The sequence below is a fragment of the Erwinia sp. E_sp_B01_1 genome (assembly GCF_036865545.1).
Classification (GTDB): Bacteria; Pseudomonadota; Gammaproteobacteria; order Enterobacterales; family Enterobacteriaceae; genus Erwinia.
The window spans coordinates 4744840-4767721 of sequence record NZ_CP142208.1; the positions used below are offsets into that span (position 1 = coordinate 4744840).

Annotated in this window: 18 protein-coding genes and 1 pseudogene; 9 read left to right on the plus strand and 10 right to left on the minus strand. The window is 55.0% G+C overall.

Annotated elements, in window-relative coordinates; translation table 11 throughout:
• Window positions 1–3: 3 nt before the first annotated feature.
• The 8 genes and pseudogenes from rbsK to budA all read right to left on the minus strand — a co-directional run bounded on the left by rbsK (window position 4) and on the right by budA (window position 8254).
• Window positions 4–933: a ribokinase gene (gene rbsK, locus VRC33_RS22015; RefSeq protein ID WP_338559476.1), complete on the minus strand. Its 930-nt coding sequence runs from the start codon at window positions 931–933 to the stop codon at window positions 4–6.
• A 56-nt stretch (window positions 934–989) separates the two neighbouring features.
• Window positions 990–1868, minus strand: a complete 879-nt coding sequence (rbsB, locus tag VRC33_RS22020) for a ribose ABC transporter substrate-binding protein RbsB (protein ID WP_338564391.1) — start codon at window positions 1866–1868, stop codon at window positions 990–992.
• 22 nt (window positions 1869–1890) lie between these two features.
• Complete coding sequence (rbsC, locus tag VRC33_RS22025; RefSeq protein ID WP_338559478.1) at window positions 1891–2859, minus strand: ribose ABC transporter permease; 969 nt, start codon at window positions 2857–2859, stop codon at window positions 1891–1893.
• A complete protein-coding gene (gene rbsA / locus VRC33_RS22030; RefSeq protein WP_338559480.1) occupies window positions 2856–4364 on the minus strand; it encodes a ribose ABC transporter ATP-binding protein RbsA in 1509 nt (502 codons plus the stop codon). Before rbsA ends, rbsC begins: the two co-directional genes overlap by 4 nt.
• Window positions 4365–4371: 7 nt before the next feature.
• Window positions 4372–4791 carry a D-ribose pyranase gene (gene rbsD / locus VRC33_RS22035; RefSeq protein ID WP_338559481.1) on the minus strand — a complete coding sequence of 140 codons (420 nt, stop codon included), beginning with the start codon at window positions 4789–4791 and terminating at the stop codon, window positions 4372–4374.
• A gap of 190 nt (window positions 4792–4981) precedes the next feature.
• Window positions 4982–5755, minus strand: coding sequence for a (S)-acetoin forming diacetyl reductase (locus VRC33_RS22040; protein ID WP_338559482.1), 774 nt, complete (start codon window positions 5753–5755; stop codon window positions 4982–4984).
• Between the two features lie 20 nt (window positions 5756–5775).
• Window positions 5776–7453 (minus strand): annotated as a pseudogene (gene alsS / locus VRC33_RS22045) (acetolactate synthase AlsS).
• 18 nt (window positions 7454–7471) lie between these two features.
• Window positions 7472–8254, minus strand: coding sequence for an acetolactate decarboxylase (gene budA / locus VRC33_RS22050; RefSeq protein WP_338559485.1), 783 nt, complete (start codon window positions 8252–8254; stop codon window positions 7472–7474).
• 103 nt (window positions 8255–8357) lie between these two features.
• Between budA and VRC33_RS22055 the strand changes: the two genes are divergently transcribed.
• The gene (locus VRC33_RS22055) at window positions 8358–9287 is read left to right on the plus strand and encodes a LysR family transcriptional regulator (protein ID WP_338559488.1); all 930 of its coding nucleotides are present in this window, start codon (window positions 8358–8360) and stop codon (window positions 9285–9287) included.
• Here the strand turns inward: VRC33_RS22055 and VRC33_RS22060 are convergent.
• Entirely contained in the window at window positions 9268–9666 is a 399-nt protein-coding gene (locus tag VRC33_RS22060; RefSeq protein ID WP_338564392.1) for a YgiW/YdeI family stress tolerance OB fold protein, read from the minus strand. The two genes, VRC33_RS22055 and VRC33_RS22060, sit on opposite strands and share 20 nt — an antisense overlap.
• A 220-nt stretch (window positions 9667–9886) precedes the next feature.
• On the opposite strand from VRC33_RS22060, the gene qseB reads away from it, so the two are divergent.
• Both qseB and qseC read left to right on the plus strand, forming a co-directional pair.
• Complete coding sequence (gene qseB / locus VRC33_RS22065) at window positions 9887–10549, plus strand: quorum sensing response regulator transcription factor QseB (RefSeq protein WP_338559490.1); 663 nt, start codon at window positions 9887–9889, stop codon at window positions 10547–10549.
• Window positions 10546–11892 carry a quorum sensing histidine kinase QseC gene (gene qseC, locus VRC33_RS22070; RefSeq protein WP_338559492.1) on the plus strand — a complete coding sequence of 449 codons (1347 nt, stop codon included), beginning with the start codon at window positions 10546–10548 and terminating at the stop codon, window positions 11890–11892. Before qseB ends, qseC begins: the two co-directional genes overlap by 4 nt.
• Window positions 11893–11979: 87 nt before the next feature.
• Here qseC and kup read toward each other — a convergent pair whose 3' ends face one another.
• A complete protein-coding gene (gene kup / locus VRC33_RS22075) occupies window positions 11980–13848 on the minus strand; it encodes a low affinity potassium transporter Kup (protein ID WP_338559494.1) in 1869 nt (622 codons plus the stop codon).
• A gap of 256 nt (window positions 13849–14104) precedes the next feature.
• On the opposite strand from kup, the gene ravA reads away from it, so the two are divergent.
• The 6 genes from ravA (at window position 14105) to mnmG (ending at window position 22843) form a co-directional block, all read left to right on the plus strand.
• A complete protein-coding gene (gene ravA / locus VRC33_RS22080; RefSeq protein ID WP_338559496.1) occupies window positions 14105–15598 on the plus strand; it encodes an ATPase RavA in 1494 nt (497 codons plus the stop codon).
• Window positions 15595–17055, plus strand: a complete 1461-nt coding sequence (gene viaA, locus VRC33_RS22085) for an ATPase RavA stimulator ViaA (protein ID WP_338559498.1) — start codon at window positions 15595–15597, stop codon at window positions 17053–17055. Before ravA ends, viaA begins: the two co-directional genes overlap by 4 nt.
• 82 nt (window positions 17056–17137) lie before the next feature.
• Entirely contained in the window at window positions 17138–19279 is a 2142-nt protein-coding gene (gene ovoA, locus VRC33_RS22090; RefSeq protein WP_338559500.1) for a 5-histidylcysteine sulfoxide synthase, read from the plus strand.
• 161 nt (window positions 19280–19440) lie between these two features.
• On the plus strand, window positions 19441–19902 hold the full coding sequence (gene asnC / locus VRC33_RS22095; protein WP_338559502.1) for a transcriptional regulator AsnC: 462 nt from the start codon (window positions 19441–19443) through the stop codon (window positions 19900–19902).
• A 147-nt stretch (window positions 19903–20049) separates the two neighbouring features.
• On the plus strand, window positions 20050–20493 hold the full coding sequence (mioC, locus tag VRC33_RS22100; protein ID WP_338559504.1) for an FMN-binding protein MioC: 444 nt from the start codon (window positions 20050–20052) through the stop codon (window positions 20491–20493).
• A 460-nt stretch (window positions 20494–20953) separates the two neighbouring features.
• Window positions 20954–22843, plus strand: coding sequence for a tRNA uridine-5-carboxymethylaminomethyl(34) synthesis enzyme MnmG (mnmG, locus tag VRC33_RS22105; RefSeq protein WP_338559507.1), 1890 nt, complete (start codon window positions 20954–20956; stop codon window positions 22841–22843).
• Window positions 22844–22882: the final 39 nt, after the last annotated feature.

Sequence of the window (22882 nt, forward strand, 5' to 3'; positions counted from 1 at the left end):
GAGTTACCCCTGCTGCTGCAAGAAGCTGTCGGTTTCGCTACGCCACGGCACGGAAGGTTGAGCACCTGACCGTGTTACCGCAATAGCCGCAGCGGCGTGAGCAAAGCGTACGGCCTCTGCCACGGGTTTCTCTTCCAGCAATGCGGTAATCAATGCGCCGTTAAAGGTGTCGCCCGCTGCAATGGTATCAACCGCTTTCACTTTAAATCCGGCAATGCGCTGGCCCTGGCCCTGTTCACTCAGCCAGACACCACGGCTGCCCAACGTAATCAGTACGCTGCCTATGCCTTTATCATGGAGAATACCCGCCGCACGGGCAGCATCCTCATCGGAATCAATATGCACACCGGTCAGCGCTTCCGCTTCGGTTTCGTTAGGGGTAATCATATCCACCAGCGCCAGCAGTTCTGCCGAAAGAGGCATAGCCGGTGCGGGATTAAGGATCACTTTGGTCTGATGCTCGCGGGCAATTTTTGCCGCCGCCAGCACGCTATCAAGCGGGGATTCCAGCTGCATCAGTAGCGCATCCGCCTCAGCAATCGTCTGCTTATGTTTTTCAACCAGCGCTGGCGTTAACGCCGCATTGGCACCAGCATGGATCGCAATGCTGTTTTCACCTTCACCGTTAACGAAAATCAACGCCACACCGGTAGACTCACCCGGCACTACGTCGATAGCGGCGATATCAATCTTATCCTCAGCCAGCTGCTGGCGAATGCGCTCACCGATATCATCCTCGCCCACACAGGCAATAAAGGAGATAGCGGCACCACTGCGGCCAGCGGCTACCGCCTGGTTTGCCCCTTTCCCGCCAAAGGCTATCTGATACTGCCTGCCGATCACCGTTTCTCCGGGACGAGGAAACGACGCCAGATTCAGAATGTGATCTGCATTGATGCTGCCAAGGACAGCCAGCTTGCCGGTATTTTTCATAAGGGTGTTGTCCGGAAAAGGCGCTGCCTGGAAAAGGCAGCGCTGGTAGTGCTGATTTATTTAGTGACCAGCTTCAGGTCAACCGGGTTGATAGCCTGAACTTTCTGGTTCTTCAGCACTTTATCAGCCGTTTGCACGCCGATCATGCCGATTTGCTCAGGCTGCTGAGCCACAGTAGCGGCCAGTTTGCCCCCTTCAACAGCCTTCATGCCATCCGGGGTGCCGTCAAAGCCGACTACCACAACATCAGATTTACCGGCGGTTTGCAATGCACGCATCGCGCCCAGAGCCATTTCATCATTCTGTGCAAACACAGCCTGCACATCAGGGTGTGCGGTCAGCAGGTTCTGCATGACGTTCAGACCTTTGGTGCGGTCGAAATCTGCAGGCTGACTGGCCAGGATCTCAAACTTATGCGCATCGGCAGCCATTTTAAAACCTTCGCCGCGTTCACGAGCGGCAGAAGTGCCGGCAATACCCGACAGTTCGATAATTTTGGCTTTCTCGCCGACTTTTTTGGCGATGAAGTCACCGGCCATTTTGCCGCCGAAACGGTTATCAGAAGCAACGTGGCTGACAACTTTGCCCTGTGAGGCAACACGGTCAAGCGTGATCACCGGAATGCTGGCCTGGTTTGCCATCTTCACGGCGTTGCCCACGGCATCGGAATCCGTTGGGTTAATCAGCAGCAGTTTGGTGCCGCGTACGGTCAGATCCTGCACGTTAGCCAGCTCTTTCGCCGGGTTGTTCTGCGAATCCAGCACCACCAGGTTATAACCCAGTTTGTCCGCTTCTTTCTGCGCGCCATCTTTCAGCGAAACGAAGAACGGATTATTCAGCGTGGAAACCACCAGCGCGATAGTCTCTTTCGCCAGTGCGTTAGCGCTTACGGTCAGGCCAAGCAGAACAGCAAGTGCAGTCAGTTTCATTTTCATCATAAATTCCTGTAGGAGAGTATTATTTACTGCTTTTGTTATCTACCAGCACCGCCAGCAGTATCACCACAGCTTTGACGATCATTTGGTAGTAAGACGAAACACCGAGCAGGTTCAGCCCGTTATTTAAAAAACCGAGGATCAGGGCACCAATAAGGGTTCCCATAATCCGTCCTTTGCCGCCCGCCAGGCTGGTACCGCCCAGCACAACCGCTGCGATAGCATCCAGCTCATAGCCGGTGCCTGCCGTTGGCTGAGCAGAAGAGAGACGGGCAACTTCAATGGTGCTGGCCAGCGCGGCCAGCATACCGGACAGCGCATAAACGATAATTTTGACGCGGTTAACGCTGATGCCGGATAACCGTGTAGCCGCTTCATTGCCACCCAGCGCATAGATGTAGCGGCCCAGGCGGGTGTGATGCAGCATGTACCAGGCAGCCAGGAACACCAGCCCCATAATCCACACCGGCGTTGGGATACCCAGCGGGCGACCAATCCCGAACCAGCCAAGCAGGTCGGCATTGTCGTTAAAGCCGGTGTTCACCGGGCTGCCGTTGGTATAGACCATGGTGACGCCACGCAATAACAGCATCATCACCAGCGTGGCAATAAAGGCCTGAACCTTGCCTTTTGCCACTATGGTTCCGGTGATGGCGCCAATAAGGGTGCCCAGCGCCAGCGATGCCACAACGGCCACCAGCGCATTCACTTCCATACCAACCAGAGAAGCCCCAACCGCTCCGGTTAACGCCAGCAGAGAACCCACGGAAAGGTCGATACCCGACGTCAGGATCACCAGCGTCATACCCACAGCCATGATGGCGTTGACCGAGGTCTGCTGGAGAATGTTGAACATATTGTTAAGGGTGAAGAAATTCGGGCTAAGGCTGGAGACAATCACGATCAGCACAATCAACGCGATCAGTGATTTTTGCTCCAGCAGCCAGCTTTTGCTGAATACTCGGTTGGCTCGAAGGGTCTGGGTACTCATGGTTGTAGCTCCACGCTATGTTGCTTACCGACTGCCGCCGCCATTAACACTTCCTGCGTGGCCTGTTCAATGGGGAAATCTCCGCTCAGTCGCCCTTCATGCATCACCAGCACGCGGTCGCTCATGCCCAGCACTTCCGGCATCTCTGAGGAGACAAGGATGATGCTCAGCCCTTCTTCCTTGAACTGGTTGATCAACTGGTAGATCTCTTTTTTCGCGCCGACGTCCACCCCACGGGTAGGTTCATCCAGAATCAGCACTTTTGGCCGGGTCATCAGCCCACGGGCGATAGCGACCTTTTGCTGGTTGCCGCCGGAGAGCAGCCCAATGGGTTGCTCCATCGAAGGCGTTTTCACATTGAAGAGTTTGATAAAATCGCTGACCGCCAGCTGCTCTTCCGCGTGCTTCAGCCTTCCTCCGCTGTGGCTGAAATAGTCCAGCGCCGTCAGAGACATGTTCTCTTTCACCGACATACCGAGCACCAGCCCGTCACGTTTACGATCTTCAGAGATATAAACGATGCCGTTTTGCAGACCCTGTTCTGGCGAACGCGTGGTGACCTCTTTACCGTCAAGACTCACGCTTCCGCTGTGGCGGGGCATCGCGCCATACAGCACCTTCATTAATTCAGTCCGGCCTGCGCCCATCAGACCCGCCACACCGAGAATTTCACCTTTACGCAGGGTAAAGCTCACGTTATCGACGCCAGGTCCGGTGAGGTTTTCGACTTTAAGCCGCACCTCGCCCGGCGCTTTATCCAGACGGGGATACTGCTCTTCAAGCTTGCGGCCCACCATCATTTCAATCAGCGAATCTTCTGTCAGGGTCTCCACTTCGCGTTCAGCAATAAACTGACCGTCGCGGAAGATGGTGACGTCATCGCAGATCTCGAAGATCTCTTTCATGCGGTGCGAAATATAGACAATGCCGCATCCCTGCGCCTTCAGCTCGCGGATCACCCGGAACAGCGAAGCCGTTTCGGTATCGGTAAGCGCATCGGTAGGTTCATCCATCACAATCACTTTTGACTGGTAGCTCAGTACCTTGGCGATCTCAACCATCTGCTGATCGCCAATCGACAGATCGCCCACCAGCTTGTGGCTGCTGAAGCGCAGATTCAGCCGCTTTAGTAGGAGATCGGCTTCCGCGTGCATCTTGTTCCACTGAATTCGGCCAAAGGCGTTCACAAATTCCCGTCCCAGAAAGATGTTTTCCGCAATGCTGAGCTGGGGGATCAGGTTCAGTTCCTGATGGATGATGCCGATCCCGGCTTCCTGAGACGCTTTGGGACCATTGAATGAGACCTCGTTACCCAGCCATCTGATGGTGCCCGCATCACGCGGATAGATTCCGGTCATCACCTTCATCATGGTGGATTTTCCGGCGCCATTTTCACCCACCAGCGCCATCACGCGCCCCGGATAAACCGAGAGTGCAGCCCCAGAGAGCGCCTTCACGCCGGGGAAGGATTTATCAATGCCTTGCAGTTGCAGTAAAGGTTGCATGATCGCCTCAGAAGGTCACGCCAGCGCACAGGATGATGTTCGCGTAGGGGGAACATTCCCCACTGCGGATCACCGCATGGCTGCGCTGAGTTTGCTGTTTGAACTGTTCATGACTGACGTACTGGATAGAAAGGGTGTTTCCCTGATGTTGCTGCAGCAAGTCGAGCAGGGCTAACAGCTCGCTATGGAGTTGAGGATTGTGAGTTTTGATCTCTTCCGCGATGACTGCACTTTCTACCTGCATCTCTTCGGTTACGGCCTGCACCACCTGCATAAAGCTGGGAATACCTTTCATCAGGGCCAGATCGATACGCTGTGTTCCGATCGGGATCGGTAAGCCAGCATCGCCTATTACCAGGCTGTCGGTATGCCCCAGGCGGGAGACCAGGGACGAAATTTCAGAATTCAGTAAGGTGCCTTTTTTCATCTTTCACTCCAGAGCGAAACGTTTCGCTGATCGGGAGTGTATGAGAGGTAGAGGCGAAAACAACGGGCAAAGCATGAAATTGTGATCGCCATCGAAACGTTTCGCTGTCGCGTGGCGAAGTTTGACTTAAGGTATTTAATTGGCAGGGCGAGGGGGACTGGCCGGCAGTAACCGGCCATATTAAGCGGAATTAATTGAAGACCATACCGCCATCAATCAGCAGCGACTGGCCGGTCATATAGTCTGAGTCTGGCCCCGCCAGGAAGGAAACGCAGGCCGAAACATCTTCCGGTTCAGAGAGGCGGCCCAGCGTGATGCGTTTAGCAAACTCAGCGGTGCCGTAGCCCACAGGCTGGCCGGCGGCGCTGGAAACCTGGCGATCGATCTCATCCCACATCGGTGTTTTCACAATGCCGGGGCAGTAACCGTTAACAGTGATGCCAGCCGGAGCAAGGTCACGGGCGGCGGTTTGCGTCAACCCGCGCACGGCGAATTTACTGGAGCTGTAAACCGCCAGCTCAGGATTGCCCACATGCCCCGCCTGAGAGCAGGCGTTGATGATCTTGCCACCGTGCCCTTCTGCTTTAAACGCTTTCACCGCAGCCTGAATGCCCCAGATCACCCCTTTAACATTGATGTTGTAAACTTTGTCGACAGTTTCCGGGGTAATCTCCTCGATCGGCGTAGTGGGAGCCACTCCGGCATTGTTGACGATGACATCAAATCCGCCCAGCTCCTGACGCGCCTGCTCTACGGCAGCAAACACCTGATCGCGCTGCGAGACATCCACAGTGACCGCCAGCGCTTTGCCGCCTCCGCTGATAATCTCACCGGCAACCTGCTGCGCAGTCTGGCTGTTGAAATCCGCCACGGCGACGGCAAATCCATCTTTTGCGAGCCGTAAGGCGATGGCCCGGCCAATCCCCTGACCGCTTCCGGTCACTAACGCTACTTTGGTTTTCATACCTTCTCCTTGAACCGTTATTAAAGAATCTGACTCAGGTGCAGCTGGCCCATCAGCATAGGGTTGTCGGCATAATCCACCGGCACCGCCACCACGGCAGGCCCCTGCACATCCATCGCCTTACGCAGCGTTGGCTCCAGCGCATCGGCGCTTTCCACGGCAAATCCCGCCGCGCCAAAAGCTTCGGCATAGGCTTTGAAATCCACTGGCCCGAATTTCACCCCGGAAACGCGCTGATATTTCTTCTGTTCCTGCATGGCGACCATGTTGTATTCCTCATCCACCCAGATGATGTGCAGAATATTTGCCTTCAGCCTCACAGCCGTTTCCAGTTCCATACTTGACTGGAGGAATCCCCCGTCGCCGGAAACTGACACCACCTTGCGGCTGGGATCCACCAGCCAGGCACCAATCGCCCAGGGCAGGGCAACGCCCATGGTCTGTTGCCCGTTGGAGATCATGATCTGACGGGCGCGGAAGCTGTAAAGGTAACGGGCGATCCAGATATGGAAACTGCCCATATCCACCGTCAGGGTGACGTCGCTGTTAATGATGTCCTGCATCGCCCGTACGATACGCAGCGGATGCAGGGCAAACTGATTGAGGTTTTGTCCCTGCAACGAGAGCAATTCCCGCTGTTGCTGACGATCCTGCAGAATGGCGGCGGCCTGATTGCTGAGCTGTAACGGCGAGGCGATACGTTCAGCCAGTTTGTCCAGCGTGGCGGCGATATCGCCCACCAGTTCCGCATCCGGCAGATAACAGTTATCCGCCTCCGCAGGCAGCACGTCGATGTGCACCAGCGTAGCCGTACCGCTGTTCCACATTGCCGGTTCATACTCCACCGGGCTGTAACCGATAGTGACGATCAAATCCGCCTGACGCAGCAGACGATCGCCCGCCTGATTGTTGAAAAGCCCGACCCGGCCAGCGAAGCGGGAAAAATGCTCCTGACGAACGGCGCCCGCAGCCTGATAGGTACTGGTGACCGGAATGTGGCTCCGCTCCAGCAGGCGATGTAAAGCCGCACTGTTTTCCGGCTGGCTGGCCATCAGACCGAGCAGCAGCACGGGGTTTTTCGCCTGCGCTATCTGCCGCGCGACGGCGTCGATTGCCACGTCCGGTGCGGCACCCAGCAGTATCTGCCCTTTGCACGAGAGCAGATTGCCACGGGCGGGTTGATCCACAATATCCTGAGGCAGACTGACGAAGGCTCCCCCCGCGGCCATGCTCAGCCTGACGAAAAGCGTTGGAAACTACCTCCGACAGGGCGTTAGCATCCGTGACTTCCACAGCATATTTGGTGACCGGACGAAACATGGCAACGGTATCCATGCTCTGATGCACCTGTTTGGCGCTGTCGGCACGTTTCACCGCCCCGCCCAAAGCCACAACCGGATCGCCTTCACTGGTGGCGGTAGCCATCCCGGTGATCAGGTTCGAACAGCCGGGGCCGGAGGTCACCAGCGCCACGCCTGCATTGCCGGTCAGTCGCCCTACGGCCGCGGCCATAAACGCTGCATTAGCTTCATGGCGTACGGGAATAGTCTGTATTGAGGAGTCCAGTAGCGAATCAAAAACCTTGTCGATTTTCGCACCGGGAATGCCGAAGACCTGCTTAACGCCCTGCATTTCTAGCTGCGCTACCACCAAATCGGCACCGTGCTGCCACAGTTGAGTATCGGTTGGGTTTTTCATCATCACTCCTTAGGGGAATTAGCTCTCTACAGAACGAATGGCTGAATCGAGGTTGTCGGGATTCAGGTTGGCCTGCAGAAAATCACGGTCTTCGGGCAGGTCGATCACCAGCTTGCTGATTTCTCCAAAGGTCAGTACGCCCTCTTCAAGCTGATAATCAAGCAGATGTCCGCCGCCCTGACGATCGTCGGTAATAAAGTGTTCGTGATAGCCCGCGACGTTAATGCCCTGCATATACTGCGGCGTACGGAAGCCAATCAGCACGCCGTTGCGCTGGCTGAAATGGAAGGTGGGCTGCTGGCCAAGCACTTCCGGCATGGAGCGATAAGGGCGGTGCTGGCAGGGAACGGTACGGGTCTCGGCGGCTGAAAAACGGCCATCAATGCGCAAGGCACAGAACTGATTATCGGAAGTGACCTGACTGTCGATAATGTCGTGAATTGCCTGGCGGCTGGCAGGCTTACTAAAATGATGGCGATGCTGCGGCCGGAAGAACGTCATCACCGCAAAGGGCGTTTTCTGGTGCGGGCTGGCTTCCCGCGCGCTGCCGTCAGAGCGCAGTTGATAGACTTCGCTGTCGAAGGCGATCAGTTCTCCATCAAGCTGGTTAAACGTTCCCAGTCCGAAATCCCCTTTTTTCAGCAGATCGGCCACCGTGATGCTGCCATCGTAAACTCCGCTGAGCAACGCGCTCATCAGGGAGGTCTGATAGATTACGCTTTCTGGCTTATGCTGCTGCAATGCACTGACGGTCGACGCCAACTGTTGCTCACATAAACAGTCAGTTACAGAATGTTTCATGGCATCCTCGCGGCTTTATAGTTAAGAATCATTAACAGGATGTTGACTCGATTCAGGCGCGGGTACCAATATAGGAAAGCCATCACTTTGAGACGTTTTTGATATGGAACTTCGCCATCTGCGCTATTTCGTTGCCGTTGCCCAAACCCACAACTTTACCAGGGCCGCAGAGATGCTGGGAATTTCCCAGCCGCCCCTGAGCCAGCAAATCCTGCGGCTGGAGCGGGAAATTGGCTTACCTTTATTGAAAAGGTTGACCCGTAGCGTTGAACTGACTGAAGCCGGGGAGGCGTTTTACCAGGATGCGTGCCAGATCCTGGAGCTGACCGGTCATGCGCTGGAAAAAGCGAAGGGGATTGCCCGTGGCGTCAGTGGGCGGCTTTCGCTGGGTTTCGCCAGTTCAGTGGCCTTTCATGCCGGGGTTTTCACTCTGCTGAAGGATTTTCAGACGCGCTATCCGGAGATGACGTTGTCCACGCGTGAGCAGAATATGGCATCGCTGATGCACGATTTGCAGGAGGGTTTGCTGGATGCGGCCTTTGTCCGTCTGCCCTGTGAAAGCAGTAAAGCCTTTAATCTGAAGGTGATAGCCAGTGAGAAAATGCTGGTGGCTCTCCCACCGGGGCATCACCTGGCGGGGGAAGCGAGGGTGTCGCTGGAACACCTGGCTGATGAAGCACTGATTTTGTTTCCACAGGAAGTGGCGCCCAGCCTGTATGAACTGATTGTCAGCGCCTGCCTGCGGGCGGGTTTTCAACCTAAAACCGCTCAGCAGGCGCCTCAGATTGCCTCAGCCATTGGCAGGGTGGCCAGCGGAGTGGGCTTTACCATCGTGCCGGAATCGCTCGGCTGTATCCGCCATCCTGGCGTCACATTTCATCCTGTTGATGATGCGGTGCTGAACAGCGATATCGCGCTGGCCTGGCGCAGGCTGGATCGCTCACCTGCGGTGCTGCATCTGGTCGCCATGCTGGCCAGCACCAGACAGGGGACTCTCCCCCTGCGGCGGACGTTTAGCCCTGGATTTTTCTGACCTGTTTCACGTCCAGTTCAAGCGAGTTGAAGTCTTTATCCAGTTTCCCCTGCAGCTCGACTTTGTCGGCAGGGGTAATGGTTTGCCCATCCCAGCGCTTGTGATCGATCTCAACGTTCATCGTGCCTGTGGCATCACGGAAAGTGTAGTCTTCATCACCCACACGCTTTTCAATCTGACCACGCAGGGTCACCCAGGCATCATCCTTCATATCCTGAGCCTGTTTCACCGTAGCTACCGTACCATTCGGGCCAGAAAATCCGCCATTCTGTACCACGGCAGGCGAGCCATTCTGGTCAACGAAGCCCCCGTTCTGAGCAGCAAGAACCGGCATCGAAACCAGAGCGGTAATAGCGAGTAGTGCAGCGGTCTTTTTCATCATAGTCACCTTTATTCCCTTGAGGATGGCAGTCAATACTGCGCGGATTTGTTGTCTTCGGGAGCCAGTTAACCACAGGGTTCTTAACAGGATCTTAAGAACCCGGGCCCAGGGATTTTATTTATTTAAACTGGCGAAAAGCGTCGAATTTCGGCGATATACGCTGTACAACAGCCCTTGCTGTCTCGTATAAAGCGGGGACTCACACAAGGAATTCATCATGCGTATTTTAGTCATTGAGGACGACCGGCTGATAGGCGACGGGATCAAAGCAGGACTGATCAAACTTGGGTTCAGCGTCGACTGGTTTATGGAGGGCAGAGAGGGACTTACTGCACTCGGCGCAGCACCTTATGATGCCGTGGTACTGGATCTGAGCCTGCCGGGCATGGACGGCCTGGAGATCCTGCGCCAGTGGCGCCAGCAGGGCCAGGATGAGCCGGTGCTGATCCTCACCGCGCGGGATGCGCTGGAACAACGCGTGAAGGGTCTGCAACAGGGCGCCGACGACTACCTTTGTAAACCTTTCGCCCTGAGTGAAGTGGCCGCCCGGCTACAGGCGTTAATTCGCCGCCGTCATGGTCAGCTCCAACCGACACTCAGCCACGGTGCGGTAGTGATGGAATGTGCATCGCATACCGTAACGCTGAACGGCGAGCCTCTGCCGCTGAAATCCCGCGAGCTGGCCCTGCTTGAACTGTTCCTGATGAATACTGGCCGGGTGCTGACCCGCGCTCAGCTGGAAGAAAAACTCTACGGCTGGGATGAGGATGTCTCCAGCAATGCCGTGGAAGTCCATATCCACCATTTACGTAAGAAGCTGGGCAGCCAGTTTATCCGCACCGTTCATGGCGTGGGTTACACGCTGGGAGAACCGGTTTGATTCGTCTGAGTTTACGGCTGCGGCTGATGCTGGGCTTTTTACTGCTGACCCTGATCTGCTGGGGAAGCGCGGGTATCGGCTCCTGGTGGCAGACCCGGCACAAAATTAACCAGCTGTTTGATACCCAGCAGATGCTGTTCGCCAAACGGCTGGCGACGATGAATCCGGAACAGGCTGGCCATGAGCCGCTGACCCTGCCCAAAACTAAAAAACTGGTCAGGCACCATCGTGGCGATCAGGAAGATGATGCGCTGGCCTTTGCTCTCTTCACCCAGGACGGCAGGATGGTGATGAACGATGGTGATAACGGCAAAGATTTCCTGTTTCACTACCAGCGTAACGGCTTCACCGACGGCAAACTTAAAGGTGATGACGATCTGTGGCGTATGGTCTGGCTCAGCACGCCGGACAACAGGTACGTGGTAGTGGTCGGTCAGGAGTGGGAATACCGTGACGACATGACCCGGGATATTGTGCAGGCCAACCTCTGGCCGTGGCTTTTTGCCCTGCCGGTGATGGTGATCCTGCTGCTGTGGCTGGTAACCCACGAACTGGCTCCCCTGAAGCGCATAGCCAGTCAGTTACGTCACCGCTCCCCCGATGAGCAGATGCCTCTGGATGAGAAGCGGGTTCCTCAGGAGGTCCGTCCGCTGGTGGAAGAGCTGAACGCTCTGTTTACCCGCATTGCTGACATGCTGGTCCGCGAACGTCGCTTTACCTCTGATGCGGCACATGAACTGCGAAGCCCGCTGGCCGCGCTGAAGGTCCAGACGGAAGTAGCCCAGCTCGCGCACGACGATCGGGCGATGCGCCATCATGCACTGAGCAATCTGGATGCCGGAATCGATCGCGCTACCCGGCTGGTGGATCAGTTGCTGACGCTTTCAAGGCTGGAGAGTGGAGATGAACTGGAGAAGCAGCCTGTTGATTTAGAACAGCTTTTGCAGCAGGCGGTGGTGGATCACTACAGTAAGGCACAGGCCGCGGGAGTGGAGATTGAACTGGAGGCGCAAAGGGTTCCGGTCATCAAAATGGGCCACCCGCTGCTGCTGGCGTTGATGGTGCGTAATCTGCTGGATAACGCCATCCGCTACAGCCAGGCTGGTGGAAACGTGCAGTTGAAGCTGGAGATGCGCAGTATTGAGGTGCTGGACAAGGGCCCGGGCGTGACGGAAGCGTCACTGGCAAGAATTGGCGAACGGTTTTACCGGCCGCCGGGGCAGGAGAAATCGGGTAGCGGCCTGGGCCTTTCAATAGTCAGCAATGTAGCCCGGCTGCATGGGATGCGGGCCAGCTTTGCCAACCGCAGCGAAGGGGGCTTTGCCGTGCGGATCGACTGGTAGCAAACCGGTATTTCGTGCTCAAGAGTAAAGAGCCGCAACAGAGACAAAAAAGGGCCTTTCGGCCCTTTTTTGCTGATTCAGCCAGGGTTAAATCTCAACCTGCGTTCCCAGCTCAATCACCCTGTTAGGCGGGATTTTGAACTGATCCGGTGCGCGCAGGGCGTTCTTCTGCAGCATCAGGAACAGTTTGCCTCGCAGGCGCAGATACCAGGGCCGCTTACCGATAATCAGCGACTCATGTGACATAAAGAAGGAGGTTTCCATCATCCGGCAGCTCAACCCTTCCAGGCCACAGCGGTGGAAAATTTCTTCCACATTCGGCGTTTCACGCCAGCCATAGCTGGCAACCACGCGCCAGAAGGTAGGCGAAAGCTGTTCGAGCGTGACACGCCGGATATTGTGCACGTAAGGCGCATCTTCCGTGCGCAGCGTCAGCAGCACCACGCGCTCATGCAGCACTTTGTTGTGCTTTAGATTATGCAGCATGGCAAAAGGGATCCCGTTCAGCGCACGGGACATATATACCGCCGTGCCCGGTACACGCACCGGAGGGGATTTTTCCAGCGAGGCGATCATCGCCTCCAGAGAATTCCCGTGTTCATGCATCCGTCGCAGCAGGCGGAATCGCTCGCTTTTCCAGGTGGTCATAATGACAAACATCACCAGCGCCAGGCAGAGCGGCAGCCAGCCACCGGAGAAAATTTTCACCAGGTTGGCTGAGAATAACGAGACATCAATACACAGCATCGCTAACAGTACCGCCAGCACCAGATAACGGTTCCAGTGCCAGTTTTTGATCGCCACCGTGGTACACAGGATGGAGGTAAGCACCATGGTGCCGGTCACTGCAATGCCGTAGGCCGCTGCCAGGTTACTGGAGTGTTCGAAGCCCACAATCACGATGACCACCGCAAAGTAGAGCAGCCAGTTGATCACCGGGATATAAATCTGACCGGATTCTTCTTCTGAAGTGTGCACGATACGCATCGGTGGCAGATAGCCCAGACGCACAGCCTGACGGGTCAGCGAGAAGACACCGGAAATCACCGCCTGGGAAGCGATAACCGTCGCCAGCGTGGCCAGAATCAGCATCGGGATCAGCGCCCAGTCCGGAGCCAGCAGGAAGAACGGGTTTTTAATCGCTTCAGGATGTTTCAGCAGCAGCGCACCCTGACCGAAGTAGTTCAGCGTCAACGAAGGCAGAACCACAACAAACCACGCCAGGCGAATCGGGAATTTGCCAAAGTGACCCATATCCGCATACAGCGCTTCCACCCCGGTGATCGCCAGCACCACAGCGCCAAGCGCAAAGAAGGAGACTTCTTTATATTCCATAAAGAAGTGCATTGCCCAGTAAGGATTCAGCGCGTGGAGGACATCGGGATTGTTCATAATACTGCGGGCGCCAAGCACGGCCAGCACAATGAACCACAGCAACATCACTGGCGCGAACAGTTTACCCACCATGCCAGTGCCATGTTTCTGGATCATAAAGAGCAGCGTCAGCACGGCGATCGCCATAGGCACGATATAAGTATCAAGCGCCGGTGCCGCAATCTCCAGGCCTTCAATGGCTGACAGCACCGATACGGCTGGGGTAATCACCACCTCGCCATAGAAAAAGCTGCCGCCAATCAGCCCCATAATCACCAGCACCGCCGTGGTTCTGGCCCCGGTATTACGGCCTGCCAGCGACATCAGCGTCAGAATTCCCCCTTCCCCGGCATTATCAGCACGCATGACGTAGCTGATGTACTTCAGGGAGACCACCAGCACCAGCAGCCAGAAAATCAGCGAAAGAAAGCCAAAGACCGCATCACGTTCGACACCAAAGCCGAACTGGCCGGACAGACATTCACGAAGGGTATAAAGAGGGCTGGTACCAATATCGCCATAGACAACGCCGATTGCCGCTAAGGTAACGGCACCGAGGGACTGCTTTTTCTCAGAACTCATAGACAGGTCTTTTGTTGGGATCCGTAACGCGGAATTGCGCACAGCTCATCAAGCCATCAAAACGCGCACAGTATGCACGATTCATCATGAATGCCTATTCTTAATTGCGTTAAGAGAAGTGACCAGGCTGTGCTGGGTCACTCTTTGACAAGAAAAAAGCTGACTCGTATCAACTCTTTCAAGCATCATAGCCAGTAGTGTATGCGCTCGCCAGTCGCGGTGCTGGCCGGACCGTAAAAAGGATGAATGTTTGATTATGCCTCAGCCCCATTTACTGGCGGAAAGAATTGCCCGCTTAAGCAATGCGTTGGAAAAGGGACTTTATGAGCGGCACCACGCAATTCGCCTCTGCCTGCTGGCCGCGCTGAGCGGAGAGAGCGTCTTTTTATTAGGCCCGCCAGGCATTGCTAAAAGCCTGATTGCCCGCCGGTTAAAGTATGCTTTTCAGCACTCCCGCGCCTTTGAATATCTGATGACCCGTTTCTCCACGCCTGAAGAGGTGTTTGGCCCGCTTTCCATCCAGGCGCTTAAAGATGAAGGTCGTTATCAGCGCCTGACCAAAGGCTACCTGCCTGATGCTGAAATTGTGTTCCTGGATGAAATCTGGAAAGCCGGCCCGGCGATCCTCAATACCCTGCTGACCGCCATCAATGAACGCCGTTTCCGTAATGGCGACTGCGAAGAACAGATCCCCATGCGTCTGCTGGTCACCGCTTCCAATGAACTGCCAGAAGCAGACAGCGGGCTGGAAGCGCTGTATGACCGCATGTTGATCCGTCTGTGGCTGGATAACGTGCATGAAAAGCAGAACTTTCGCAGCATGCTGACTCACCAGCAGGATGATACCAATCCGGTGGATAAATCTTTGTGCATCAGCGACGAAGAGTATTTTGAGTGGCAGAAAGGCATTACCCAGGTCACCCTGAACGACGAAGTGTTTGAGCTGATCTTCCTGCTGCGTCAGCAACTGGAGAACCAGCCAGAAGCGCCTTATATTTCCGATCGTCGCTGGAAAAAAGCCATTCACCTGCTGCAGGCCTGCGCATTTTACAGCGGCCGCAACAGCATTGCGCCGGTGGATCTGATCCTGCTGAAAGATTGCCTGTGGCACGATGTTAACTCAATGAAGTTGCTGGATCGTGAGATCGATAACCTGATCACTCAACAGGCCTGGCAACAGCAGCCAATGCTGATCAAACTGCAGCAAATTTCCTCCCGTCGCATGGCTCTGCAACAGGAAAAAAGCGTTGAGCAGGCTATCCGCCTGGAGAAGCACGGCGGCATGTTCAGCCGGAAGCCGCATTACGAACTGCCTGCCTCGCTGGGCGAAGAGTCGCTGACGCTGATGCTGCAAAAGCCGCTGATGCTGCATGATATGCAGGTAACGCATGTGGTGATTGGCCGCGAGCCCCTGCACCACTGGCTGCAAAAAAGCGGGGATATCCGCGGCAAGCTTAACGGTATCGGATTTGCTCAAACGCTGGACCTGCATGTGGACGGAAATGACTGCCTTACGCTGCGTGATGTCAGCCTGCAGGCCTCAAGGCTGATGCTGCCGGGTAAACAGCAGGCCAGTGGGTTGCCGGAAGAGATTGTACAGGCGCTGGACGAGCTGGAAACAGAGCTGCGCGTGCAGCGTACCCTGTTCAGCCAGCATCAGCGCTGCCTGTTTATCAGCGATGACTGGCTGGCGCGCATCGAAGAAAGCCTGCATCAGGTTGCCGACCAGCTGAAGCAGGCTCGTCGGTGATTTCGTTAGACACGCTGAGCGCGCTTCTGGCGATCAGCGAGGGCGAACTGCTGGAAGAACTGGTGATAGCCCTGCTTGCCAGCCCGCAGCTCGCCCTGTTTTTCGAAAAATTCCCCGGCATGAAAAAAGCACTGCTACGCGACCTGCCCCGCTGGAAAACAGAAGTGCTTGAACAGCTGAAAACCACTGCCGTGCCGGATGACCTGGCCGCTGAATTTGCCCTGTTCCAGAAATTTCAGGGATTGAGCCATTCGCATTTCTGCCAGCAGTTGCCGGAGCTGTTGGTTTGGCTTTCACTGCACCACTCTCCTTTCGAAGAAAAAGCTCAGCAGCTGGTCGCCAATAACGATGTTGGCGATCTCAGTCAGGCCCAACAGACGTTGTTTTTACAACGCTGGCGGCTGAGCCTCACGCTGCAAACGCTGACGTTAAATCAGCAACTATTGGATCAGGAGCGCGAGAAACTGCTGGCCGAGTTGCAGCAGCGTCTGGCGATGAGTGGCCAGCTGGCCGAAGTGCTCTCTGACAATAACGAAGCCGCCGCTGGCCGGCTGTGGGATCTGACCAAAAGCCCGCTTCAGCGCAGCGATTACCAGCTGATTGTGGAATACGGGGATTTTCTTGCCCGGCAGCCCGCTCTGTTAAAACTGGCCGAACAGCTGGGCCGCAGCCGTGAAGCTAAAGCTGTCCCGTCTGAAGATGCGCCCCTCGAGGAGTTTCATCAGTTGATCAGGGAACCGGAAAGCGTACCGGAAGAGATCAGCGGCCTGCACCAGAGTGACGATATCCTGCGCCTCCTGCCGCCTGAACTGGTCACGCTGGGCATCAGCGAACTGGAGATTGAATTCTATCGCCGGCTGGTGGAGAAAAGGCTGTTGACCTACCGTCTGCAGGGCGATGCCTGGCACGATAAAGTCACGCTGCGCCCCGTGAGCCACCAGCATCATGACGAACAACCGCGAGGGCCATTTATTGTCTGTGTAGATACTTCCGGCTCTATGGGGGGGTTTAACGAACGCTGCGCTAAAGCTTTCTGCCTCGCGCTGCTGAAAGTGGCGCTGGCCGATAATCGCCGCTGTTACATCATGCTGTTTGCCCATGAAGTGGTGGGTTATGAGCTGACCGCGGGCGATGGCATTGCGCAGGCTATCCGTTTTCTCAGCCAGCGTTTCCGGGGCGGTACCGATCTGGCCGCCTGCCTGGATTCCGTGCTGCAAAAACTCTCGGCTACTGCGTGGAACGATGCCGATGCGGTAATTATTTCCGACTTTATTGCCCAACGGTTGCCGGAAGAGCTGGTGAAAAGAATCAAACAGCACCAGATAAAACAACAGCAACGCTTCCACGCTGTTGCGCTGTCCGATCATGGAAAACCCGGAATAATGCGCATCTTCGACCATATCTGGCGGTTTGATACCGGTCTGAAAAGCCGACTGTTACGACACTGGCAGCGCTGATCCTCTTCAGAAACATGCCGGAAATGCTTATTTGCTATAGTCATGTGTACGCTTTAGCCTACAGGCAAATTGGGAGCATCACGTGGCATTACACCAGGATATTGCATCAGGATTACCAGAACCGACCCGCACACTACGGTTAAGCGGCGGCAGTACCGAAGAGAAACGCCAGCAACTTCTCGACTATTTCCGGCAGACCTGGACACTCTATGAGAGTCTGTTTGACTGTCTTGCCGATGAGCAGGCGTTTTACACCAAAGCCATTTCACTGCGCCATCCTCTGGTGTTCTATTACGGTCACACTGCCACTTTCTACGTCAATAAGATGATGGCTGGCGGCCTGCTTGCGGACCGCGTTGACGATCGGATTGAAGCCATGATGGCGATCGGCGTGGATGAGATGAGCTGGGACGACCTGGACACCAGCCACTATCAGTGGCCGTCGCTGGCAGAACTGCGTGACTATCGCGGTAAAGTTCGGCATCTGGTGGAGACCTTTATCAAAGAGATGCCGCTGAGCCTGCCGATCGGCTGGGAGAGCCCTGCCTGGGTGATCCTGATGGGTATTGAACATGAGCGCATCCATCTGGAAACCTCCAGCGTATTGATCCGTCAGCTGCCGGTGGCCTGGGTTAAACCTCAGCCACACTGGCCTGCCTGTCCTTCAGCCCGTCATGACCGCGCCTCCGTGCCACAGAATAAACTGCTGCCCGTTGAGGGTGCCCGCGTAACCCAGGGGAAAACCGACGATACCTACGGCTGGGATAATGAGTACGGCACCCTGGTCACCGGAGTGAAGCCTTTCAAAGCCAGCCAGATGCTGACCAGCAACGCGGAGTTTTTCGACTTTGTTGCTGCCGGAGGCTATCAGGACGATCGCTGGTGGGATGAAGAAGGGCTGGGCTGGCGTAATTTCGCCAAAGCCGTAATGCCAACGTTTTGGGTAGGATCCCTCGCCGATCCGGATAACCTGCAACTGCGCCTGATGACTGAAGAAGTGCCCATGCCGTGGGACTGGCCAGCAGAGGTGAACCAGCTCGAAGCGGCCGCCTTCTGCCGGTGGAAAGCCGGGGAAACCGGCAAATCTGTCCAGCTCCCCAGCGAAGCCGAGTGGCTGCTGCTGCGTGAGGGCGTGACCGGCGATCAGCCTGACTGGCCAGAAGCACCGGGCAATCTTAACCTCGCCTGGTGGGCCTCTTCCTGCCCGGTGGATCGCTTTGCTCAGGGCAACTTTTACGATCTGATTGGCAACGTCTGGCAGTGGACCACCACACCAACCAACGGGCTGGAAGGTTTTAAAGTGCATCCTTTATATGATGACTTCTCCACCCCAACCTTTGACGGTAAACACGCCCTGATCAAAGGCGGTAGCTGGATTTCCACCGGGAACGAGGCGCTGAAATCCGCGCGTTATGCTTTCCGCCGGCATTTTTTCCAGCATGCAGGCTTCCGTTATGTGGTTTCCACGCATCAGGAAAAAATGATGCTCAACCCCTATGAAACCGACAGCATGGTTTCTCAGTATCTGGACTTCCAGTACGGCCCGGACTATTTCAACACGCAAAACTACGCCAAAGCGCTGGTGGATATTGCCTGTGGGGTAACCAGTAAACGGGGTACCGCGCTGGATCTCGGTTGTGCTACAGGCCGTGCCAGCTTTGAACTGGCGCGCCATTTTGAAGAGGTGGTGGGGATGGACTATTCCGCACGCTTTATCGATGTGGCGTTGCAGCTCACCAGCGGCGAAGATTTCCGCTATGTGACTCAGGAAGAGGGCGATCTGGTGGAATATCGTCAGGTCCGGCTGAAAGATTTCGATCTGGGGGAGGAGCAGTCCCGTCGCATCCAGTTTGTACAGGGCGACGCCTGTAACCTCAAACCGCAGCCCGATCGCTACGATCTGGTGCTGGCCTCTAACCTGATCGACCGTCTGCGCCAGCCAGAACGGTTCCTGCAGGATATTACCGCCATGATCCGTTCCGGTGGCGTACTGATGCTCTCCTCGCCTTATACCTGGCTGGAAGATTTTACGCCTAAGGAGAACTGGCTGGGAGGCATTCGTGAGAACGGTGAAGCCCTGACAACCTATCAGGCATTACAACGTTTACTGGCTGCAGATTTTGAAGAGATTGCGGCTCCTCAGGATGTGCCTTTTGTTATCAGGGAAACGGCGCGTAAATATCAGCATACGGTCGCTCAACTGACTGTATGGCGTAAGCGTTAATCTTAATGGCGGGTGCTCAGGTACCCGCCATTAAGCCTGATAAATTCACAGATTCTGCTTTTAGTCATCACTGACGGGCCGATCAACTTTATTGTTATTCCCTTCGCTTTCCTGCAAATTATTCCCTTATCTGCTGAAGATCCCCTAAACCTGGAGCCGTTATGGCCGAAAATCAACAAATCGATAATCTCGATCGCGGCATCCTCAATGCCCTGATGGAGAACGCCCGAACCGCCTATGCCGAACTCGCCAAGCAGTTCAACGTCAGCCCCGGCACTATCCATGTCCGCGTGGAGAAGATGAAGCAGTCAGGAATTATTAAAGGGACCAGGGTGGAGATTGACCCTAAACATCTGGGTTATGACGTCTGCTGCTTTATTGGCATCATCCTGAAAAGCGCCCGCGACTATCCGGCTGCCGTAGCTAAACTGGACGCTCTGGATGAAGTGGTGGAAGCCTGGTACACCACCGGCCACTACAGCATCTTTATTAAGGTAATGTGCCGATCTATTGATGCGTTGCAACTGGTGTTGATCAACAAGATCCAGACCATCGACGAAATTCAGTCCACCGAAACGCTGATCTCACTGCAAAACCCGATCATGCGCACGATCAAGCCCTGAACTGTGCACAAAGCTGTCCACACGCAACCGGACTCTGTCTCCACGGAATCCCGACCCTGCTGAAGTAATACCCTTACTTATCCACAGGTAGATCCCAGACTGATCACAGCGTACAATACTGGCCTTTGTGGCACAGGGATCTTGATCATGGCTGACGTAACCTTAATCACTGGCAGCACCTTAGGCAGCGCAGAGTATGTCGCAGAGCTTCTGGCTGAAAAGCTGGAAGAAGCCGGCTTTTCAACGGAAATGCTGCATGGCCCGGAGTTGGAAGAGCTGACTCCTGAAGGGATCTGGCTGGTGGTCTCCTCTACTCATGGGGCTGGCGATCTGCCTGATAACCTGCAACCTCTTTATGATGCAATAGAAGAGAAGAAACCTGATTTAAGCCAGGTTCGTTACGGTGCCGTAGGGATAGGCAACCGTGAATACGATCTCTTCTGCGGTGCTATAGAGAAGCTCGACGTGTTGCTGACTTCATGTGGGGCTCAAAGGATCGGCGATCGACTGGATATAGATGTGCTGGAACATGAGATCCCTGAGGATCCGGCTGAAGTTTGGGTAGCGAGCTGGAAAAACCTCCTGAAATGAGGATTCCTGGCAGCAAGATCGCCCTGATTTGCGCTGCCGGATCCTGAAAATCGCCAGAAGTTTTGTAAATAATGCCCTTTTTTGCTGATAAAAGTAGCAAATGAATGTGGATAAGTATGCTTAAAACGCGGTAATAACCGGTGTTTATCCAAAGAACAACTGTACCACCTCAGGGTACCTGTGGATAACCATCCATTTAGATCCCAGCTTATACGCTGCAGGATCACCGATCATTCACAGCAAACGATCCTTAATAACCTGATGATCGTTATCAGGAAAAAAGCCTTATCCACAGAGATCGTCGATCCTAATAGAAGATCTAATAAAGAGATCTCTAGATAAAAAAGATCTTCTTTTTAATACACGTCAGGCCATGCGCTTTCCCCATCGTCTAAAGTTGAGTAGAATCCACGCCCTGATAGCAATCTCCCCTAATCGCACAATCGCGAGGTGCAGTACCATGTTTTATCCAGATCCTTTTGACGTCATCGTAATCGGTGGTGGTCATGCGGGTACCGAAGCCGCTATGGCGGCTGCCCGAATGGGTCAGCAAACCCTGCTATTAACCCATAACATTGATACGCTTGGACAAATGTCCTGTAATCCGGCGATCGGTGGTATTGGCAAAGGACATCTGGTTAAGGAAGTGGACGCACTTGGCGGGCTGATGGCACATGCCATCGATCAGGCTGGCATACAGTTTAGGATACTAAACGCGAGCAAAGGTCCTGCGGTCCGGGCTACCCGTGCTCAGGCAGATCGTGTGTTATACCGACAGGCCGTTCGTACTGCGTTAGAGAATCAGCCAAACCTGATGATCTTCCAACAGGCTGTGGACGATCTGATTGTTGAGAACGATCGTGTGGTAGGTGCTGTGACTCAGATGGGACTGAAGTTCCGTGCTAAGTCGGTTGTACTAACCGTAGGGACTTTCCTCGACGGGAAAATTCATATTGGTCTGGATAATTACAGCGGCGGACGTGCTGGCGATCCTCCTTCGATCCCACTGGCCCGCCGTCTGCGTGAACTGCCTTTGCGTGTCAGCCGTTTGAAAACCGGTACGCCACCGCGTATCGATGCCAGAACCATTGATTTCAGCGTGCTGGCTCCTCAGCATGGTGATACGCCAATGCCGGTGTTCTCGTTTATGGGAAATGTGGCTCAGCATCCCCAGCAGGTGCCTTGCTATATCACCTACACCAACGAAAAAACGCATGATGTGATCCGCAATAACCTGGATCGCAGCCCGATGTACTCCGGCGTAATTGAAGGGATTGGCCCGCGTTATTGCCCTTCTATCGAAGATAAAGTGATGCGTTTTGCCGATCGTAACGCGCACCAGATCTTCCTTGAGCCGGAAGGCCTGACCAGCAACGAAATCTATCCTAATGGTATCTCGACCAGCCTGCCTTTTGACGTGCAGATCCAGATCGTCCGCTCAATGCAGGGACTGGAAAACGCGAAGATCGTCCGTCCTGGTTATGCCATTGAGTATGATTTCTTCGATCCCCGCGATCTGAAGCCAACGCTGGAAAGCAAACATATTCAGGGTCTGTTCTTTGCAGGACAGATCAACGGCACCACAGGTTACGAAGAAGCGGCGGCTCAGGGCCTGCTGGCTGGCCTGAATGCGGGTCGCCTCTCCGCTGATAAAGAGACCTGGGCTCCACGTCGCGATCAGGCTTACCTTGGCGTACTGGTTGACGATCTCTGCACCCTGGGGACCAAAGAGCCCTACCGCATGTTCACTTCACGTGCGGAATATCGTCTGATGCTGAGAGAAGACAATGCCGATCTTCGTCTGACGGAAGCGGGCCGCGAGCTTGGCCTGGTAGATGATGCGCGTTGGGCACGATTCAACGAGAAGCTGGAAAGCATTGAGAAAGAACGCCAGCGCCTTCGTGATATCTGGGTTCACCCGAAATCAGAGTGCGTTGAGGAAGTGAACAACGTCCTGAGCGCCGGGCTGACCAAGGAAGCCAGCGGAGAAGATTTGCTGCGTCGCCCTGAGATGACTTATCAGCAGCTGATGACCCTGAACACCTTTGCACCAGCGCTGAGCGACCCTCAGGCTGCTGAGCAGGTTGAAATTCAGGTGAAATACGAAGGGTACATTGCCCGCCAGCAGGAAGAGATTGATCGCCAGCTGCGTAATGAAAATACCCTGCTGCCGGCAGAGCTGGATTACCGTCAGGTCAGTGGCCTCTCCAACGAGGTGATTGCCAAGCTGAACGATCATAAACCCGGATCGATCGGCCAGGCATCCCGGATCTCCGGGATCACACCTGCGGCAATCTCCATTTTGCTGATCTACCTGAAAAAACAGGGATTACTGCGTAAAAGTGCCTGACGCTGAGGCACGCCAGTATCAGGGGCGGGATTTATTCCG

Excerpts from the sequence above, each read along its gene's own strand:
- asnC (WP_338559502.1), top strand. The coding sequence starts at position 19,441 with ATGGCCGAAAATCAACAAATCGATAATCTCGATCGCGGCATCCTCAAT.
- ravA (WP_338559496.1), top strand. The coding sequence starts at position 14,105 with ATGCCTCAGCCCCATTTACTGGCGGAAAGAATTGCCCGCTTAAGCAAT.
- kup (WP_338559494.1), bottom strand. The coding sequence starts at position 13,848 with ATGAGTTCTGAGAAAAAGCAGTCCCTCGGTGCCGTTACCTTAGCGGCA.
- rbsC (WP_338559478.1), bottom strand. The coding sequence starts at position 2,859 with ATGAGTACCCAGACCCTTCGAGCCAACCGAGTATTCAGCAAAAGCTGG.
- rbsD (WP_338559481.1), bottom strand. The coding sequence starts at position 4,791 with ATGAAAAAAGGCACCTTACTGAATTCTGAAATTTCGTCCCTGGTCTCC.
- rbsB (WP_338564391.1), bottom strand. The coding sequence starts at position 1,868 with ATGAAAATGAAACTGACTGCACTTGCTGTTCTGCTTGGCCTGACCGTA.
- VRC33_RS22060 (WP_338564392.1), bottom strand. The coding sequence starts at position 9,666 with ATGAAAAAGACCGCTGCACTACTCGCTATTACCGCTCTGGTTTCGATG.
- VRC33_RS22040 (WP_338559482.1), bottom strand. The coding sequence starts at position 5,755 with ATGAAAACCAAAGTAGCGTTAGTGACCGGAAGCGGTCAGGGGATTGGC.
- rbsA (WP_338559480.1), bottom strand. The coding sequence starts at position 4,364 with ATGCAACCTTTACTGCAACTGCAAGGCATTGATAAATCCTTCCCCGGC.
- budA (WP_338559485.1), bottom strand. The coding sequence starts at position 8,254 with ATGAAACATTCTGTAACTGACTGTTTATGTGAGCAACAGTTGGCGTCG.
- mioC (WP_338559504.1), top strand. The coding sequence starts at position 20,050 with ATGGCTGACGTAACCTTAATCACTGGCAGCACCTTAGGCAGCGCAGAG.
- qseB (WP_338559490.1), top strand. The coding sequence starts at position 9,887 with ATGCGTATTTTAGTCATTGAGGACGACCGGCTGATAGGCGACGGGATC.
- VRC33_RS22055 (WP_338559488.1), top strand. The coding sequence starts at position 8,358 with ATGGAACTTCGCCATCTGCGCTATTTCGTTGCCGTTGCCCAAACCCAC.
- mnmG (WP_338559507.1), top strand. The coding sequence starts at position 20,954 with ATGTTTTATCCAGATCCTTTTGACGTCATCGTAATCGGTGGTGGTCAT.
- rbsK (WP_338559476.1), bottom strand. The coding sequence starts at position 933 with ATGAAAAATACCGGCAAGCTGGCTGTCCTTGGCAGCATCAATGCAGAT.